15 protein-coding genes and 3 pseudogenes are annotated in these 15,661 nt (G+C 60.3%); 8 read left to right on the top strand and 10 right to left on the bottom strand.

The window, feature by feature from the left end; translation table 11 throughout:
* From NKI67_RS23200 to NKI67_RS23185, 4 genes and pseudogenes are all read right to left on the bottom strand, one after another.
* The coding region (locus tag NKI67_RS23200; protein WP_352646976.1) for a site-specific integrase at positions 1 to 239 on the bottom strand (239 nt) is incomplete at its 3' end.
* Positions 236 to 1,156: pseudogene (locus NKI67_RS23195) on the bottom strand (tyrosine-type recombinase/integrase). The gene NKI67_RS23200 and the pseudogene NKI67_RS23195, both read right to left, overlap by 4 nt.
* A complete protein-coding gene (locus NKI67_RS23190) occupies positions 1,153 to 1,800 on the bottom strand; it encodes a site-specific integrase (RefSeq protein WP_352646974.1) in 648 nt (215 codons plus the stop codon). Before NKI67_RS23190 ends, NKI67_RS23195 begins: the two are co-directional and overlap by 4 nt.
* Positions 1,801 to 2,811: 1,011 nt before the next feature.
* Positions 2,812 to 3,341: pseudogene (locus tag NKI67_RS23185) on the bottom strand (IS66 family transposase); the annotation flags it as partial.
* Between the two features lie 32 nt (positions 3,342 to 3,373).
* On the opposite strand from NKI67_RS23185, the gene NKI67_RS23180 reads away from it, so the two are divergent.
* Positions 3,374 to 3,772, top strand: a complete 399-nt coding sequence (locus NKI67_RS23180) for a hypothetical protein (RefSeq protein ID WP_352646972.1) — start codon at positions 3,374 to 3,376, stop codon at positions 3,770 to 3,772.
* Positions 3,773 to 4,127: 355 nt separating this feature from the next.
* On the opposite strand, the gene NKI67_RS23175 is transcribed toward NKI67_RS23180, so the two are convergent.
* Positions 4,128 to 5,585, bottom strand: a complete 1,458-nt coding sequence (locus NKI67_RS23175) for a toll/interleukin-1 receptor domain-containing protein (protein ID WP_352646970.1) — start codon at positions 5,583 to 5,585, stop codon at positions 4,128 to 4,130.
* An 823-nt stretch (positions 5,586 to 6,408) separates the two neighbouring features.
* On the opposite strand from NKI67_RS23175, the gene NKI67_RS23170 reads away from it, so the two are divergent.
* On the top strand, positions 6,409 to 6,987 hold the full coding sequence (locus NKI67_RS23170) for a collagen-like triple helix repeat-containing protein (RefSeq protein ID WP_352646968.1): 579 nt from the start codon (positions 6,409 to 6,411) through the stop codon (positions 6,985 to 6,987).
* A 221-nt stretch (positions 6,988 to 7,208) separates the two neighbouring features.
* Complete coding sequence (locus NKI67_RS23165) at positions 7,209 to 7,511, top strand: hypothetical protein (protein ID WP_352646966.1); 303 nt, start codon at positions 7,209 to 7,211, stop codon at positions 7,509 to 7,511.
* Between the two features lie 127 nt (positions 7,512 to 7,638).
* On the opposite strand, the gene NKI67_RS23160 is transcribed toward NKI67_RS23165, so the two are convergent.
* The 3 genes from NKI67_RS23160 to NKI67_RS23150 form a co-directional block, all read right to left on the bottom strand.
* Positions 7,639 to 7,959, bottom strand: coding sequence for a hypothetical protein (locus tag NKI67_RS23160; protein ID WP_352646964.1), 321 nt, complete (start codon positions 7,957 to 7,959; stop codon positions 7,639 to 7,641).
* A 1,033-nt stretch (positions 7,960 to 8,992) separates the two neighbouring features.
* Positions 8,993 to 9,790, bottom strand: coding sequence for an ATP-dependent DNA ligase (locus NKI67_RS23155; protein ID WP_352646962.1), 798 nt, complete (start codon positions 9,788 to 9,790; stop codon positions 8,993 to 8,995).
* Between the two features lie 396 nt (positions 9,791 to 10,186).
* The gene (locus NKI67_RS23150; RefSeq protein WP_352646961.1) at positions 10,187 to 10,393 is read right to left on the bottom strand and encodes a KTSC domain-containing protein; all 207 of its coding nucleotides are present in this window, start codon (positions 10,391 to 10,393) and stop codon (positions 10,187 to 10,189) included.
* 151 nt (positions 10,394 to 10,544) lie between these two features.
* On the opposite strand from NKI67_RS23150, the gene NKI67_RS23145 reads away from it, so the two are divergent.
* Positions 10,545 to 11,357 carry a thermonuclease family protein gene (locus NKI67_RS23145; RefSeq protein ID WP_352646959.1) on the top strand — a complete coding sequence of 271 codons (813 nt, stop codon included), beginning with the start codon at positions 10,545 to 10,547 and terminating at the stop codon, positions 11,355 to 11,357.
* A 58-nt stretch (positions 11,358 to 11,415) separates the two neighbouring features.
* Positions 11,416 to 11,907: a hypothetical protein gene (locus tag NKI67_RS23140; protein WP_352646957.1), complete on the top strand. Its 492-nt coding sequence runs from the start codon at positions 11,416 to 11,418 to the stop codon at positions 11,905 to 11,907.
* 210 nt (positions 11,908 to 12,117) lie between these two features.
* Here the strand turns inward: NKI67_RS23140 and NKI67_RS23135 are convergent.
* Positions 12,118 to 12,450 (bottom strand): annotated as a pseudogene (locus tag NKI67_RS23135) (hypothetical protein).
* 132 nt (positions 12,451 to 12,582) lie between these two features.
* Between NKI67_RS23135 and NKI67_RS23130 the strand changes: the two are divergent.
* Genes NKI67_RS23130 through NKI67_RS23120 form a run of 3 tightly spaced genes read left to right on the top strand, consistent with a single transcriptional unit; the run spans position 12,583 to position 14,523 of the window.
* Positions 12,583 to 13,710: a hypothetical protein gene (locus NKI67_RS23130; protein WP_352646955.1), complete on the top strand. Its 1,128-nt coding sequence runs from the start codon at positions 12,583 to 12,585 to the stop codon at positions 13,708 to 13,710.
* Positions 13,707 to 14,060 carry an STAS-like domain-containing protein gene (locus NKI67_RS23125; protein ID WP_352646953.1) on the top strand — a complete coding sequence of 118 codons (354 nt, stop codon included), beginning with the start codon at positions 13,707 to 13,709 and terminating at the stop codon, positions 14,058 to 14,060. The genes NKI67_RS23130 and NKI67_RS23125 overlap by 4 nt, the downstream gene beginning before the upstream one ends.
* Complete coding sequence (locus tag NKI67_RS23120) at positions 14,044 to 14,523, top strand: hypothetical protein (protein WP_352646951.1); 480 nt, start codon at positions 14,044 to 14,046, stop codon at positions 14,521 to 14,523. Before NKI67_RS23125 ends, NKI67_RS23120 begins: the two co-directional genes overlap by 17 nt.
* Before the next feature lie 28 nt (positions 14,524 to 14,551).
* Here NKI67_RS23120 and NKI67_RS23115 read toward each other — a convergent pair whose 3' ends face one another.
* Positions 14,552 to 15,484 carry a tyrosine-type recombinase/integrase gene (locus tag NKI67_RS23115; RefSeq protein WP_352646949.1) on the bottom strand — a complete coding sequence of 311 codons (933 nt, stop codon included), beginning with the start codon at positions 15,482 to 15,484 and terminating at the stop codon, positions 14,552 to 14,554.
* Positions 15,485 to 15,661: the final 177 nt, after the last annotated feature.

Here is a 15,661-nt window from a genome sequence, read left to right as displayed (position 1 = left end):
ACTGAGGCGGACCGCAGTGTCTCGAGGTCCTCCAGAAATGCGCCGATGAAAGGCGCGTCCAAATCCCGCAGTGTCAACTGCGTCGGAGACCTGCCAAGGCGTGTCTGCGCGAATGCAAACAGGAGCCGGAAGGTGTCGCGATAGGAGGCGATGGTGTTGGAGCTTACACCTCGATGTCGCATGAGCCGATCGGTGAACCACCGCTCGATCAGCACGGCTAAATCGTTCGAGGCGCTCATGAGCGAACCTCCCACCGCTCATCCAGCAGTCGCGCAGCATGGGTCATTAGCTCCGGCGCGGCGGATAGATACCAGTAGGTGTCGCGAACATTGGCGTGGCCGAGAAAGGTCGAGAGGACCGGCAGTTCCCGCTCGACATCTTCGCCCGCACGATACCAGTTGGTCAGGGCCTGGACGGCGAAACGGTGACGAAGATCGTGAACCCGCGGACCATTGCGCTGTCCCCGCTGCCGCAGACCGATCTGTCACGACAGCTGCCAGAACACCCGGCGCACGTATTGGTGCAGCAATCTGCCGCCCTGCTCGGCGACAAAGAAATAGGGGCTACGAGGCGCGACGAGATGCGCGTCGCGTCGCGCGGCGTAGTCCGACAGCACGGCGACCGTCGTGGCATGGAGCGGGACCAGCCGCGACTTGCCGAACTTCGTCTCCCGAATGGTGAGGATACCTTGGTCCAGATCGACGTCGTCCCGGCGCAGGTCGAGCGCTTCGGAATGGCGTAGCCCGGCGACCGCTATCAATCCGAACAGACAATGATATGTCCAGCGACGCAGGGCGTTGGCCGGCGGCAGCGACAGTGCCGCCGCCAAAAGCGCCGTGATCTCATCGGTATAGATGTAGGGCTTGGCCCGCCGCGCCGGCGGCACAGCGCCTTGAGGTGGCACTTCCGTCATCGGGTCGAAATGAGCGAGGTGATGAGCGAAGCAGCGCACATCGGTCAGGCGGATGGACCAACTCGGTTGTCGGCCGATCAACGTCACCCACTTCATTGCCAGCGCCGTGGTGATGGTCTCGGCGCCGCGAGCCTCCATGAAGGTGACGAAATCCGACAACCGTCGAGCGGGGCCATGATACTTGTATCCCAATCCCTGGCGCATGCCCACATAGCGCTCGAGCGCTGTTCGAAGACGGCTCATTGGACACCTCCCGGCCAGGGCAGGCTCAGTTCGCGCAGCTTCTCGATGTCGAGCTTGGCATAGATCCTCGTGCTGTCGATGCTCCGGTGACGAAGCAACTGGCCGATCTCAGCAAAGCTTGCCCCCGACCGCAGCAGGTCGGTCGCAAGGCTGTGGCGGAAGAGGTGCGCGCCGTGGTGCGCATAGCCGTGAATACCTGCCCGCTCGAGGGCCTCCTTCGCGATCATCGTGATGGCGCAGCCTGAGGCAAAGCCGACGTGCGGAGCAAGCATTCGCAGAAATAATCGGCGACACGCTGAAGCCGGTCGCCCATGCCGGATGTAGGCGACGACAGCTGCACCGACGTCGTGGCGTAGTGGCATCATCGCTTGCCGCCGTCCCTTGCCATGGACGAGGACACTGCCCGACTGCCAATCGATATCGTCAAGACTGAGCGCCGCAACCTCGCTGGCGCGCAAGCCCAGCTTGGCCAGCGCCATCAGAACCGCATAGTCGCGAAGCCCCATTGCCGTGGTCCGATCGCAGGCATCGAAAACCAACTGAACCTTCTGTGGTGGCAGGAAGGTTGGCAGGCCAGCAAGCCGCCAGCGACGGATCGACGTATAGCGCCCGACATAGTCGAGCACCTGGGCATGGACATGCACGAGCTGACCGCACCAAGGATGCCACGGATATAAAAGCTCGCGAACCTCCGTCCCGTGGGTGTACTGTCGTCGTGTTGTACACCACCGCGCGGCCGCATTCCCAAATCGCCTGGCAGACACCGGCCGAGTTCGCCACGACCTTCAATCTGCGACGGTCGTTCGCGCTGCGCTATGCCAAAGGCTCCGCGCCAGCGCCCGCCGCTTCACCCGCCCAGCAGGGCACAACCCACGCCGGAAACGAACTCAAAACTGGATAGAAAACTGGGGGCAAGGTCACTCGCCACGGGGCGGCTTGGCGACCAGCTTTGGCTCCATCCGCGGATGAACTCGAGCCGGCGGGCGCCGGGCTGCAGCAACAAAAACGTCGATTTTTCATCGCGTACATACGGCCAGACAAAAAGCCCGGCGTGCTCCCTCCGCCATATCAATCGATTTTATCCGAGGTGTCACATCCGGGTAATCTAGCGGCGTCTAATGAAACCGGCTAAGGGGAGCGCGGATTTGGGGGAACTTTTCGTGAATAGCCAAAAAGATGCAGAGCGTATCCTCGCCGAAATGTCGATCGCACAGGCGATTTACGATGCCATTTGCGAGATGAACGGATCTTCGTACAGGCAAGATAAAGCACCTTTGCGGTGGGACACTTCGTCAGGCCAACCGTTGAGCCTAATGAGTATTGACGGCTTTTTCGAATTGCGGGAACTCGCTAGGCGCATAGCGTCGAAGATCGACACGCCTGCGCTCATCAGTCTCCAAAGACACACCTCGCAGTCGTCAAAAAAGATTGACTTCCACTAGGTAGAAACTGCGCTCGCGCTGCGACGTGCCTCTGGTCTGAGCGCCGACAAAACCCGGCGATCGGGAACCGCCCGCCGCACCTTTCGGCACGGCGGGCGATCAGTCGTTCACCAGGCACGGGGGTGTGGGCGGGGTGGTGTGCCCGGTGCACGTGATCGTAGAACCTATGCTCATAGGCGGCTGCGTCTACCGTAAGCGGGTAGCTGACGCCGTTCAGCGGTGGTAGTTCCAAGGCATGAGCGCCTCGATACGCTGTTTGGCCAGCCATTGGCGATGCGCTCGAGGGTCTGGGTGAGCCAGGCGTGCGGATCGACCTGGTTCATCTTGGCGGTGGTCAGCAGCGTGGCGATGGTGGCCCATGTCCGTCCGCCGCCGTCGCTGCCAGCGAAGAGGCTGTTCTTTCGGGTAATTGTCTGTGGCCTGATGGCGCGCTCGACGGTGTTGGAGTCGATTTCGATGCGGCCGTCGGTGAGGAAGCGCTCCAGCGCGGCACGCCGGCCGAGCGCATAGCGGATCGCCTCGGCGGGCTTCGATTTTCCCGACAGCTTCGGCAGCTCCTTTTCCCACAGCGCAAAGAGAGCGGCAACGACGGCGGCGGATTTCTCCTGACGCGCAGTTATCCCTTCTGCCGGGTCCTGGCCGCGTACGGCCTCCTCGGCGGCCCACAGTGGGGCCATCTGCGCCACCGTCTGCGAGGCGATAACGGAGGAGCCTGCGGCATGCAGTTCGTAGAACTTGCGGCGGCAACGACACACGCGCGGCAGTACTCGACGCGGTGCTGCGCGAGTTGCCGAACAAGCAGGCATCTCTGTCGATGCCGGAACTTCTTGACGTGCTTCAGGCGACGGGCCGCCGAGAGCAAGTCGGCAGTGCCACGGCGTTCAATCACTCGATTAAGGAATCTCTCGGGACAGCATCGCCGTCGGTGGCCTTGTTTGATATGGCCAGATCGCTTGGCGCCAGCTACTTGACGCGGGCGGGCGATGCTACACGGCGTGCGGCATGGCACGGCAACTTGAAGACGTTGGCGGACATGTTCACCGGCCCGAGCTCAGTGGAGATGATCCGCGCCGCCACGCAGCGGAGCCCGCAGATCAGCGTGTCGGAAGCGTTGCTGCGATCTGCGCTCGAGAGCGGTGGGACTATTTTCGATCCAGCCGGGCAGAGGCACTGAGATTGCGGCGCATCCGCTTCACTCGCCAGTGATCACGGATGCTCTCAGCCAGCGGCCCGAACACGAAGTACAGCACGTTTCCGACGATGCAGATCAGGATGAGCGTTATGAGAATCCCCATCGCGCGAACGTAGCAGACAGTATTTTGTATGTCGAATGACCTCTAGTGCGTCGCGCAGTGGGTCTATTATGCGCAACACTGCTGAACTCGAAAACGCCATCGGCAGCGCGACGGAATTCAATCGGTCGATAAATGCCGACCTGGGCGGCGATGCGTCGCCGACTGGCGCGCACCGGCGCCGAAACTGGGCGGGACTCTTGATACGCGAAGCGGAGGGGAGTAGTACCGATCCGGCTAAGGCCGCGAGGCGAGCAACTCCAAGCCAAAAGCAGCCGGAATATCAAGCGTTGTATAGTCCCACCTAGGCAATCTCGATTCCGGAAGGTCAGTGATAAACCGCTCCAACTCTCCCTTGCTTTGGACGCCAAGTAGCATCTTCGCCCTGTCGAAATAGGCGCTCGATTCGCTGCGGGCGAACACCTCAAAGGCTCCATCATAATCGTGCCGGTAGAGTAGAGTTGTCGGCCACCACATTCGACGCCCACCATCGTTCTTTGCCCGTGCGCGATCTATCTGGTCGCGGAGATAAAGGATGAAATCGGCCTGCATCATCTGCTCAAAAGAGAACGGTTTCCCGACGCACCTTTCTTTCAACAGATCGGCATGCACAGACACTCGTCGTAACTCCAATCGCTTATTTCGGCCTCCGTTGAGCGAAGGCATACCCGCCCAGAAATGAGCAAAGGAAGCGCTTTTGGGCCCGCGGTGACGGCTTGGGTGATAGTATCGATTCGACAGAAGGTGAGCCGCAAACTCGAAATTCTCGCGTCTCACCAAGAACGCCACAAAGGACAGAAACAATTCGTGGCTGAAGAACTTGAAATTATCGAAATGCCATTCCGTGTAATCGCGGGCACTCTCCGGCGCTTCGTTGAACGCTAGCAGCGCCTCAAAAAATCGATCTGTCATATGGAACGCGTCTTCATCTGATCGGTAGCTCGAAAGCGTCGTCAGAAGGGCGAGAATTTGATTTTCGCAAGGGGTCAAACTTTCAATCGACTGAAAAATGACTTCGTCCAACAATTCGTGCTGCCCTTGAATTCGAAAGGCTGCCAAGCCTTCGAGCACGCTGGCGAGGTAATCTTCGGCTGCACCCTTAAAATTCGGACGGCCCGCTTTCAGACCATCCATCGCAGAGTGGTAAGCGGCTGCGTTTCCAAACAGCTTCGGTTTGTTTTCATCGAAGAATTCGGGCGGCTTTCCGATCGCGGGTTTCACATAAACAGGCTTGTCGAAAATCCACCGAACGAGCTGTTCGAAGTTCTGCCGGTAGAGGTCGTCGGCGCTCAAATCTATGTAAATTCGCGAACCATAGTAGGCGGGTAAGAGCGCCCTCCCATCCGCATCACGTTCCCGGACCACCGCTACAAATTTGGTCTGCTTGGCGCTCGCATAGACCTTTGGCGAGATAATTTGAGACTCTATTCCAACGCCACCGCTTCGCTCATTTGCCCGTTCCACGTACTTAGCGTCACAAACCAAAAGCACCTTGGTGATCGTGTCGTCAGTGATCATCGCCTCCATGAAAACGTGCGGATCTTGCCCCTCGCGAAGATCCCACTTGTCGAGAACGACGTCGATGCCGCTTTGACGAAGCTCCGTCCCCAGTTGAAGAACCCATTCCTCGTGATCAGGGTTCGTCCAACTGTAGGAGATAAAGCATCTCGGTGGTTGTGCTGAAGCCTCTGCCAAGTGCTATCTCCTGCTCGAACTGCCTTTTGCGGTGCCATGTCTATGTCGACGGCGAATCGCAGTTTCGCCTAGACTAGCCTAGTTTTCCGAGCCCAAATCGGGTAGAGTTATCGCGCCGGAACAATCGCAGACTCGGGCAACTGCACCAACCGCTTCGGATCCCACCGGGGCTAACGTCAACGGCTTCCAACAAGCATCTGAAATCTGAGTGCGGAGCGCTGCTCCTGCGCCGTGATGCCAGCTACCAGTACTACCTGCCTTACGGCACGCAGCTTGACAATGATCTTGCCGAACTCGTCACCAGCATTGACGAGACGATCGACGCTTTGGCCGACGTACGCCGCAGTGACGGCGCGCTGCCGAACGAAAAGGTCACGGTCGACAGCCTTTCCCCTTCCGTCCTGGCGCTACTGCGCGGCGACGGCCCAACCGGACCCACAGGGCCGACCGGCCCGACTGGTGTCGGGGCCACCGGCCCTACAGGGCCGACTGGCATCACCGGTGCTACCGGCCCCACGGGCGTTGTCGGAGCGACCGGCGCTGGCGCGACAGGTCCGACCGGCGTCACCGGAGCAACTGGTCCGACAGGTCCAACCGGCGTCGTCGGCGCAACCGGTCCTGCTGGCGGCCCGACCGGCGCGACGGGTGTCGCAGGCCCGACTGGAATTACGGGTGCAACAGGTCCAACTGGCGTTACCGGAGCAACGGGCGTGACCGGCCCCACTGGCCTCAGCGGCCGCGATGCCGGACTGCGCTTCTGTGGGACACTGGCACGACAGCGGCCGATCCGACGACCGGCAAGCTGCGCATCAATAACGCCACCGTGACATCGGCAACGGCGCTCTACATTTCCGAGAACGACAACGACGGCAACGCCATTGCGACGTCGATCGCGCTTTGGGGTGACAGCACGACCACGGCGACGCGTGGCCTGGTGACGATCCGCAAGATCGGCACGCCTGCGACTTTCCTCCAGGTTCAGATCACGGCCGCGCTGACAGACAGCGGCACTTGGGATCAATTCACAGTGGCCCATGTAGCGTCCGGCGGCACGTTTTCGAACAGCGATCCCGTCGCCGTGTCGTTCGAGCGCACCGGGAACGTCGGGGCCACCGGTCCGACCGGCGTCACGGGACCGACAGGCATCACCGGACCGACAGGCATCACCGGTGCAACCGGCGTGACTGGTGCGACGGGGCCAAGCGGCAGCCCTCTGCCTCGGATTGCCAGTACCGCCAGTTCGGCGACGCCTACGCCGGATTCGACCAACACCGATGAATATATTTTGACCGCGCAGGCGGCCGCTGCGGCTTTCGGTGCGCCGACCGGCACGGTGGCGGTGGCGGTGCGTTCGGCGGCGGCGGCGGCGGCGTGGCGGTGGCGCCTGCTGCTTCAAGACTAATTATGCCCTGAGCGGGGCCGGCCCCATCTCTTACGCGCTTGGTGACGCCGGTGCGGCGGGTTCGGCGGGTGGAGACACCACGTTTGATGCCAGTGCCTTCATCGCCAAAGGCGGCACGGCTGGCGACAGCGCGACGACAGCGGCAGGCACCGGCGGCACCGCGGCAGCGTCGACGGTTCCCGCCGGCGGTTCGAAATTCAATGGCGGTAACGGCGGTACGGGTGAGTCCGCCGGGTCTAAGCGTGGCGCGGGCGGTGGCGGTGCCGGGGGCACGAATGGAGCCGGTAACACTGGCGTCACCCCGGCTTCAGGCGGCACCGGTGGATCCGGCGATGCGGGATCAGGTGGCGCAGGCGGCACATTTACTAACCCAGGGGGCGCTGGTGGTGCCGGTAGCGAATTCTCCATTACCGCAGGCGGCTCGGCTGGCTCTGGCGGTGGCGGCGGTGGTGCGTCAGGCAATTCAGGTGGCGGCGCTGGCGGGAACTATGGCGCTGGCGGCGGCGGGCGAGGAAATGGTCTAGGCACCAGCGGCGCGGGCACCGGCGGCCTTATCATCATTCAATATAATCCGGCGGTTTCGACCGACACGTCTGGCATGTTTCTGGTGTTTTAACCGATCGCCACCATTGGCCGTGACGACGGCAACGGTCAGTTCCGTGGGAGCTTGTGAATCTCCAGTCTGACCGGACCGCCTCTGTCGCAGCTTGTGCAGAACAGAGCCCGCTCGACCGTGCTGAACAGCGCATCCTTGCCATAACGCCGGATCAGACCGGCCGGCTTCACCTCGGCATGATGCGAACAGTTTTTGCACCAGGCACGCAGCTTGTGCCATTCGCGCAGATCGCCAAGAGACACATCGAGCCCGGCATGCACGCTGCCTTCCACTATCACTTGCGGTGACACCATGGGCTCGCCTGGCGTGATAATCTTTTCCATCACATGCCGGCTGTTGTAGTGGATCAGCAGCATCCCCGGCCGGCGCCGAATGGCGGCTTGCCATGCGGCTTGGCTGACGCTTGAATCCGGCGATCGACAGATGGTTTCGACAAGGGCCTTTTCCTCCCGATCCCAAACCTCGATCCGGAAATTGTCCTCCGCAGTTTTTGCCATAGCTTCGCCGGCCAGCGTCCATTTTCGCGCTTCGCCATCGCTCCTTCCCGCCTCAGGTTGAACCAGAAATAAGGAACATTTTCCTCTCTGGTCAAGGCGCTCTTGACAATTTTGTTCTCATTCTGTTCACTGTCTCTAAAGATCGCAAAAAGAAGCCCTGCGTGCCGCACTGAAACCCGTCCCGATGAGCGATGAACCTATCCGCCTGCCGGATGCAATAGAGCCCGTCACGCGGCCTGGCGTTCAGCATCACAGGTGCGAGCGTCCCGACTGTGGCAAAGATGCAGGATGGGGATAACATGACCCAGAAGGAAAATGCCAAAGTCGAGGCACAGCTCGCCATCGCTCGCGCCCTGATGCGTGCCGGCCGGCCTTGACGATCGCAGGACGGGCGCCAGTATCCTGGCGATGGATGAGAACTACATCTACGGGGAAAGAACTGGCCTGCAGCTCGTTCGCATGGCGATCGAACTCACCTGTCAGCCGGCGTTCTGCCGAGCGAGGAGCAGTGAACCTGCTCTATGGACCGCTGCCGGTGCATGAGGGCGAGGCGCTGGCAAAGGCGATTATTGAGACCGTCGAGCGACTGACCCGCTGCCCGAACTGAAGTTGCCCAGCCCCGATGATAGGCACCTTAGTCTGAACTGTCTGCGCAATGGTCCGTTGCACAGGCGGCATCAGGAACCGCGGCGCTCATTCACAGTTGGTAGCGTCATCTCCGGGAGGAGAGATCGGCGCAAGACAAGGATTGCGCTGATAGGGCCCGCCAGCCATTCCTGGATTTGGCAGGCGGGCCCTTATTTTCCCGGACGCTCCGGATCGTCGCCGAAGCCAAGCAGCGAAGCGTGGCGTATATACTTGTGCTCGCCACGAAGATGCTTGATCCGTAGCTTTACGCCTGGCTCAACCCACTGCGTCGCCGGTCGCTTCTTGATGCCGCCCGGAGGTGGGCCGGCATGTTCCATGACCCGCTCCACAGCCGCTCCTTCATGTCGCGCCCCAACGAGATGAAGGCTGAACCGACATACTTTCCGGTGTCGGGATGCGCCAGCAAGGCGAACGCCGCCTTGCCCGGCTCTCGCTCGACGCCGAGCAGTTCGAATTCTTCGACCGTCCAGCTCTTGGTCTTCAGCCAGTTCGACGTCGGGCCACTCCGATATGGGCTGTCGGCGCGCTTGGAGACGATCCCTTCAAGCCCAGCCTGGTCAGCGAGGTAGAAAATCGACTTGGCATCACCGGGTAGAGCCTCGCTGAACTGGATGCGGCTGTTCGGCTTGATGATGCCAAATAGAATTTCCCGGCGCGCCTTGCAGCCAACGTCGCGCAGATCGTGGCCGTCAAGATGCATGATGTCGAAGGCGCCGAGGATCGTGGCGTAAGGATCGCTGTGGACGGCTTTCTGTAGTGCGTCGAAATCAGGCAGGCCATTCACGCCCGTGACGACCGCCTCGCCCTCAAAGATCGCGCTCTTGACGTCGAGATCCCGCGCCGCCTCGATGATGCCGGTGTATTTCCTCGTCCAATCCGCTCCGCTGCTGCTGAAGGCGCGAATATCGTCAGGGCTGTTGATGACGATCTGGGTTCGGTAGCCATCGAGCTTGATCTCGTGAATCCAGTGTTCACCCTCGGGTGGCTTTGCGACCAGCTTGGGCTCCATCGGACGGATAAACGCCAGCCTCGCCCCGTTCATACAAACTCCACGCCACACCAACCCGATTCAATAAACTTTGAACGTTCGGTTCCGCGAAGCTCAAAGCCCGCGTCTCTGGAGGGAGGAGACGCGGGCAGATCGGATGCCATTACCGATCTTGCAGCAATATCGTGTTAGGGGAAGGATTTGCTGCGCGCACCGAACCTTCCCCGCGCGCCGGTGTTCCAACTGACCGCAAAAAATCCCGCCGCACTGCCAGAACGGCGGGACCGATCAAGCGCTTTGCACCAGGCGGGGTGGGCGTGGGTCGGGCTTTGCCAGGTGCGCGCGGACCGAAAGCGACCTTAGGGCAACAGCGGCAAAGCGTCTACCAACCGCCGGTTGGCGCGGCGAAGGACGGAATTCGGCCGCCGACAGACCAGGCGTCCCGGGCAGCTAATCGCTCCCAACCAGACGGAAGCGAAAGTTGTTGCGGATGTGGTCGTTGAAGTAGCGACCCTTCGCGAAGGCGGCTCGGAATTCGGCGTAAGTGTCCGGTGGCACGTCCTCGAATTCGTACCGTTTGCCGCTGGCGACGAACCACACCGAGAGGATTTTGCTGTCCGGGTCGTATTCCGTTTTGCGTATGGAGGTGGACGGCATGAAGGCGGCTCGATCAAAAGCAGTCAACGATCAGAGAGGCCGGCGCGTTCCTGGGTCAGTGCGGTGCGCCGCGGGCCAAGAGGCCCGACCGCCGTCGGCTCTGGACTTGGCCCTCAATTAGAAGCATTCTGCCCTCAAGAGGAGACAGGGGTTGGGCAAGTCTCGCTATAATGGTCGAACCGACCAGTGGCGTAAGCCGGGGCGCGTGCGCCAACTGGCTGGCGTTCCGAAGCGGCTCGTGTTCGTGGCCTTGGCCGCGATGGCAGCCTACGGGACGCAGTTCGTCGTGCAACATAGCGATCCTGTGCCCGAGCTCAACGTATCAAACTGGATCGGATCAAAGCCGGCGCCGATCGCCGGTATCGCGTCTGTCATCGATGGCGATACGATCGAGATCCACGGCCAGCGCATCCGCTTTAACGGCATCGATGCGCCCGAGAGCCGGCAGTACTGCAACGACGCGAAGGGTTCTGAGTATCCGTGCGGACGCCGGGCCGCTAACGCGCTGGACACGTTCCTGGCCGCGTCGAAGCCGGTGCGATGCAGTTTCGTCACTTGGGATCGCTACGGCCGCTTTGTCGGCGACTGCCGGCGGGCGGACGGCTCCGGTGTCGCCTCATGGATGGTGGAACACGGCCAGGCGCTGGATTGGCCGCGCTATAGCCACGGCGCGTACGCGGAGCAGCAAGCAAAGACAGAGGCGGCGAAGGTCGGTCTGTGGGTCGGAACGTTTCAGGCGCCCTGGGAATGGCGCGCGGCGCACGCGGATGGCGCGGCGCCGTCGGGCCAGCCGCTCGGCATCATCGGCAGCCGGCAAGTGGCGCAGAGCTATTCGTGCGAGCCGCGGAGGACGTGCTCGCAGATCAGCACGTGCGATGAAGCCCAATGGTATGTTGGCAACTGTTCGTGGGGCCGCAAGCTGGACCGAGATGCCGATGGAGTAGCGTGCGAAACGCTGTGTTAGTGAAAGACAATCCGCCGAAGGGGTTTGGCGGAACTGAGTGATTGGGTGGGAGGGTGAAATGGGGCTCGGTCGACGAGCCGCAGTTTCGGCTGCGGTAGTCTTGGCGCTTGCAAGCGCCTCGTGCACGACATCGCAACAGTCGCTCAAGAAGAATCCGAGCGCAGTCAGCACTTCAGCGCTCTGCAGGACGCTGGCGTCTACCAAGGACGCGACGTTCCAGCAGGATCTTTACGCTGAACTAACGCGCCGATCGGTGACGCTAGATCAGTGCGCCCACATGATCAGGAAGCAGAACCAGGCGATCGCAGCCGGCGTCGCAATCGCTGCGGTGGGCGCGGCCGTTGTGGTATGCTCGAATAACAACTGCGGCGGTGGGGGCTATGCCAGGCCGAACTATTACCAGGGTGCTGACTGGGACGAATTCTACAGCCAGTACAGCCAACTTGTTTGGGCTTGTCGAGACATCGCGACCGGTCAATTTGTCGACTACAGCAACTGCTATGGCAAAGCGCAGACAGATTGGCGCTGGCCTGCAAAATACGCCTTCTGAAACGAACCGCCAGCAAGACGCTTGGCAAGCTGGGGTGAGAATTGAATTACTATATCTACGAGAATTGGGCCCACGATCGGGGGCGAATCCATAGAGCCGACTGTGGCTTCTGCAACGGAGGTCAAGGCACGCAGGCCGGAGCGGGCGACAGGAACGGCCGCTGGCTCGGCCCATTTGACCGAGAATCCGCATTCGCAAAAGCTACCCAGCTCAATGGCGCTGACATGCGCGGCTGCTCAATATGTAATCCCTAAACGACTGTCGGGCGAGGAGGGAGATTTCAGTGCCGCGCCGCCCGCCAGGAGGTACCCGTAGCTTCCACCGTGCGCGGGCAAGATGTGTCTCCATGCCCGGAATGCACAATCCGGTTCCTTCTCCGGATCGATATGCACGATCCTGGCGACCTCGCGCCAGTCCGCATCTTCGGCCGCGGCGTCGAGCAGGCGGATATAGGGTAAGCAGGCGCTCTTCGTCGTATCCGGTCAAGACAGAGGAAGTGGGCGCCTCGTCGGCGACATCGGGATCAAGCAAGGGTGTGCGCATGGCCAAGTTCTAGTGACCGTTAGCCGTGTTGCAAATCGCGGATGCGAAATTCTGAGCCGCTTGGAAAAGCGTTAGCCCCTCCTTGACTCTGCCGAGCGTTTAATTTCAACAGTCCAGCGGGGGTGACGAAAAGTGAAGAAACCTGACGAGGTCTGGAAGAATTGGCATGCATTGAGAGCAGCCAATGAACGTCGCCGCAAAGCAGCAACGTCAGGGGGAAGCCGTATTCCGACAGTCTTACCTGCGGAGACTGCCAATCCGAGATTGCCAAGACCGGCAACCGACATCGTTGCGCCTATAATGGAAGTAAGAAGGGGCAGTCGGCGCAAACCCTACCTGTATATTCAACCTCCTGCTGATTTCTCGCTTCGATCGAACTATGAACAGGTCGCGTCGTTCTTCGCGTATCTTCGTTTCCAAATTTATCGTGACAAAATACCATCTGAGCTACCTAGGGGTGTTGCTTTCGAGGCTTTTCAACGTGCCTCGCCAGGGGCGGCCCTCGTATTGGCGGCAGAGTTATTCCGTTGGCAGCAATTTATCGGGAGAAAGCTCGCCATCCTGAGACACAGCCTTTGGAATCCAGAAATTGATTATCTTTTCCAGAACCTGGGTCTGTTCGATTTTCTTGAGACCCCCAACAAGCCAAAGATCCGGCGCCGGCCCGAAGCGCCCCTGGTTGAAATTCTCAAATATCGCAGTGACACTGATGTGGTGGGCGCCAAATGCGACGATTTGTTGGAACATTTGGCGGAAATTTCCGGACCAATACATGCGGCCAATTTCATTTATGACGGGCTCATTGAGGCTCTTAAGAACTCTAAGCAACACGCCTATTTGGAACCCGATGAGTGGTTCGGCGTTCCTGCGGGTACGTGGTTTATGTCCGGTTCGTATAACCGAACTTCGCAGTCCCTCACAGCAGCAGTTTATGACATGGGAGTTGGAATTCCCCGCACCTTGCCCCGGGCTACGATTTGGGAAGGGGTGCGCGGTGTTTTGACTGCATTGGGTGGAACGACCGATGATGCGCAGATGATCAAAGCCGCTATGGAATACGGGCGCACCCGTACGATGGTCCAGGGGCGTGGCAACGGCCTTCCCACGATGATGAGGATCCTCGACCACCACCGTGGATACCTGCGAATTATCAGCGGGACGGGTGAGGCTGTTTATGATAGCGTAGATAGTGTGATAACCACGACCAACCACAGGGTGGCCTTGGGCGGCACACTGATTGAGTGGAGCATTTCAAAATGACGATGGCTCTGAAGAATCGGGTGGCGACGATCAACATACTCAAGCAATTTTCGAAGACCCCCGGCGGCCGATACTACACTGATGGCCCCGCATCGGGGCAGAAGTTTCGTGAGGAATTTCTGCTTCCCGCATTGGCCGCGAACGACCGCGTCGTCGTTGAGATGGATGGGACTAGAGGTTACCCATCTTCGTTTTTGGAAGAGGCCTTCGGCGGTTTGACCCGCGAACTGAAATGGTCGCCTGAAGAGTTCCGCCAGCGCATTGAACTTCATGCATCGCCGGACTTCGCTGTGTATATTTCAGATATTGAATTTCATGTCAGAAAAGCGAGCGATGGCGGACGGCGCTGAAACCTTCTTCATCTCCGTGCTCGGCGGCGTAGCTTCTGGTTTGGTCGGTTTAACTGGATTGGCCATTCAGCAGCGTTTCACATCGAACACGCAGATGATTGACGCCACCCTTGCGGAACTTGAGCAAATGACCGCGGAATGCGCAGCCAAAGCTTCGGCCGTTTGGATGCTGCCGGGCGACCCCTTGTCGCCAGACGTGGAAAATACAATCGTCAGCCTACACGACATCAATGTTTTCGCGAATTTCGTCACTACGCGCGTCAAGAACTCGCACACTAGAGTCAATTCCGCCTTCCTGAATTTTAGGCAAGCCACTAGCGGCGATGATTTTGACGTGAAGGGACGCCAGCCCGACCCTACCAGGGTGCTTGAGATTCGTTCCACGGCCTCAAAGCTCAAGATTGCGTTTCGAGAGGTGAACTACGAGCGAAAGGCGTTCCACTTTCCGTACCTGGATATCTGAGGCCCGGTTCGTCCGTCCGATCGGGCCATCAGATATCAGGCGCTAGCCGCCTGATCGTGTCGGCCACGTAGGAAGGCGCCAAGTGTGCATAGTGCTTCTCGGCCATTCGAGTATCGCTATGGCCGAGCGCTTCGGCGATGACGATCAGCGGCGCCCCGTTGCGGACCATCGTGCTGGCATAGGTGTGCCGGATCTCGTGCAGCGTCACGTCTGACAGTTTGGCCCGAGCGAGCAGCGCCTTCCACGGTCTATTGTATGTGGACGGTGCCCAGGCAACGCCACTTTCCTGCCGAAGCAGTGGGTCGCCGCCAAGTCGGTCGCGGGCGAGCCTTTCGAATAGCTCGGCGCCGCCGGCGGGGAGCGGAACGTGGCGCGGCTTGCCGCTCTTGCTCTCGGCGATGAAGATTGATTTGTTGGCGGTGTCGTAGTCCGAGACGCGCAGCCTGGCGAGCTCGCCAAAACGGGCTCCTGTGACCAGGGCGGCCGACACCAGATCGCGAATTGCGCCGTTACTGGCGGCGATCAACGCCTTCTGCTCAGCCGGCGAAAGGAAGCGGACCCGCGCGGCAGTCGTGCCGCGGTACGGCTTCACAAGGCGCCACGCAGCGTCATCAGTAACTAGCCGATTGTTGAACGCCCAATTGAGCGCGGCTTTCAACGTCGTCAGCGTTCGGTTGGCTGAGTCCCGGCGGCGGCGGATAGTTTCCGGGTCCGACAGATCGACGGTAACGACATTTGCCTTTTTGGCGAATTTGCCGGTGCGCAACCGCTTCTGCGCCGAAACCATGCCGTCGCGCCAGGCACGAATCTTTTCTATCGACAGATCCGCGACCTTCGACGATCCGAGCTTTGGTCGAATGTGGAACGCTGCCCTTGTCTTCGCGTCGAGGATCGACTTCATGCCCTCGGCGGCGCGTGCTTCGAAATACCGATCGAGCACGTCATTTAGAATCAGCGCCACAGGGGCATCGTTGCCAGCCTTTAGCGATTTGAGCCACCCGCGAGCCGCGTCCTTTGCCTGCTCATGCGAAAGGATGGTTGAACCATCGGCGGGGATGAGATCGTCGGCGCGGCCCAGCTTGATCTTGACGCGAGTGCCGTCGCTCGAGCGCGATGCTGCCAGCCAAGAACCGCCACG

Source organism: Mesorhizobium sp. M0408, assembly GCF_040321495.1.
Taxonomy (GTDB): domain Bacteria; phylum Pseudomonadota; class Alphaproteobacteria; order Rhizobiales; family Rhizobiaceae; genus Mesorhizobium.
The sequence above is the reverse complement of the archived record's forward strand: the minus strand, read 5'-3'. Positions and strand labels throughout refer to the sequence as shown.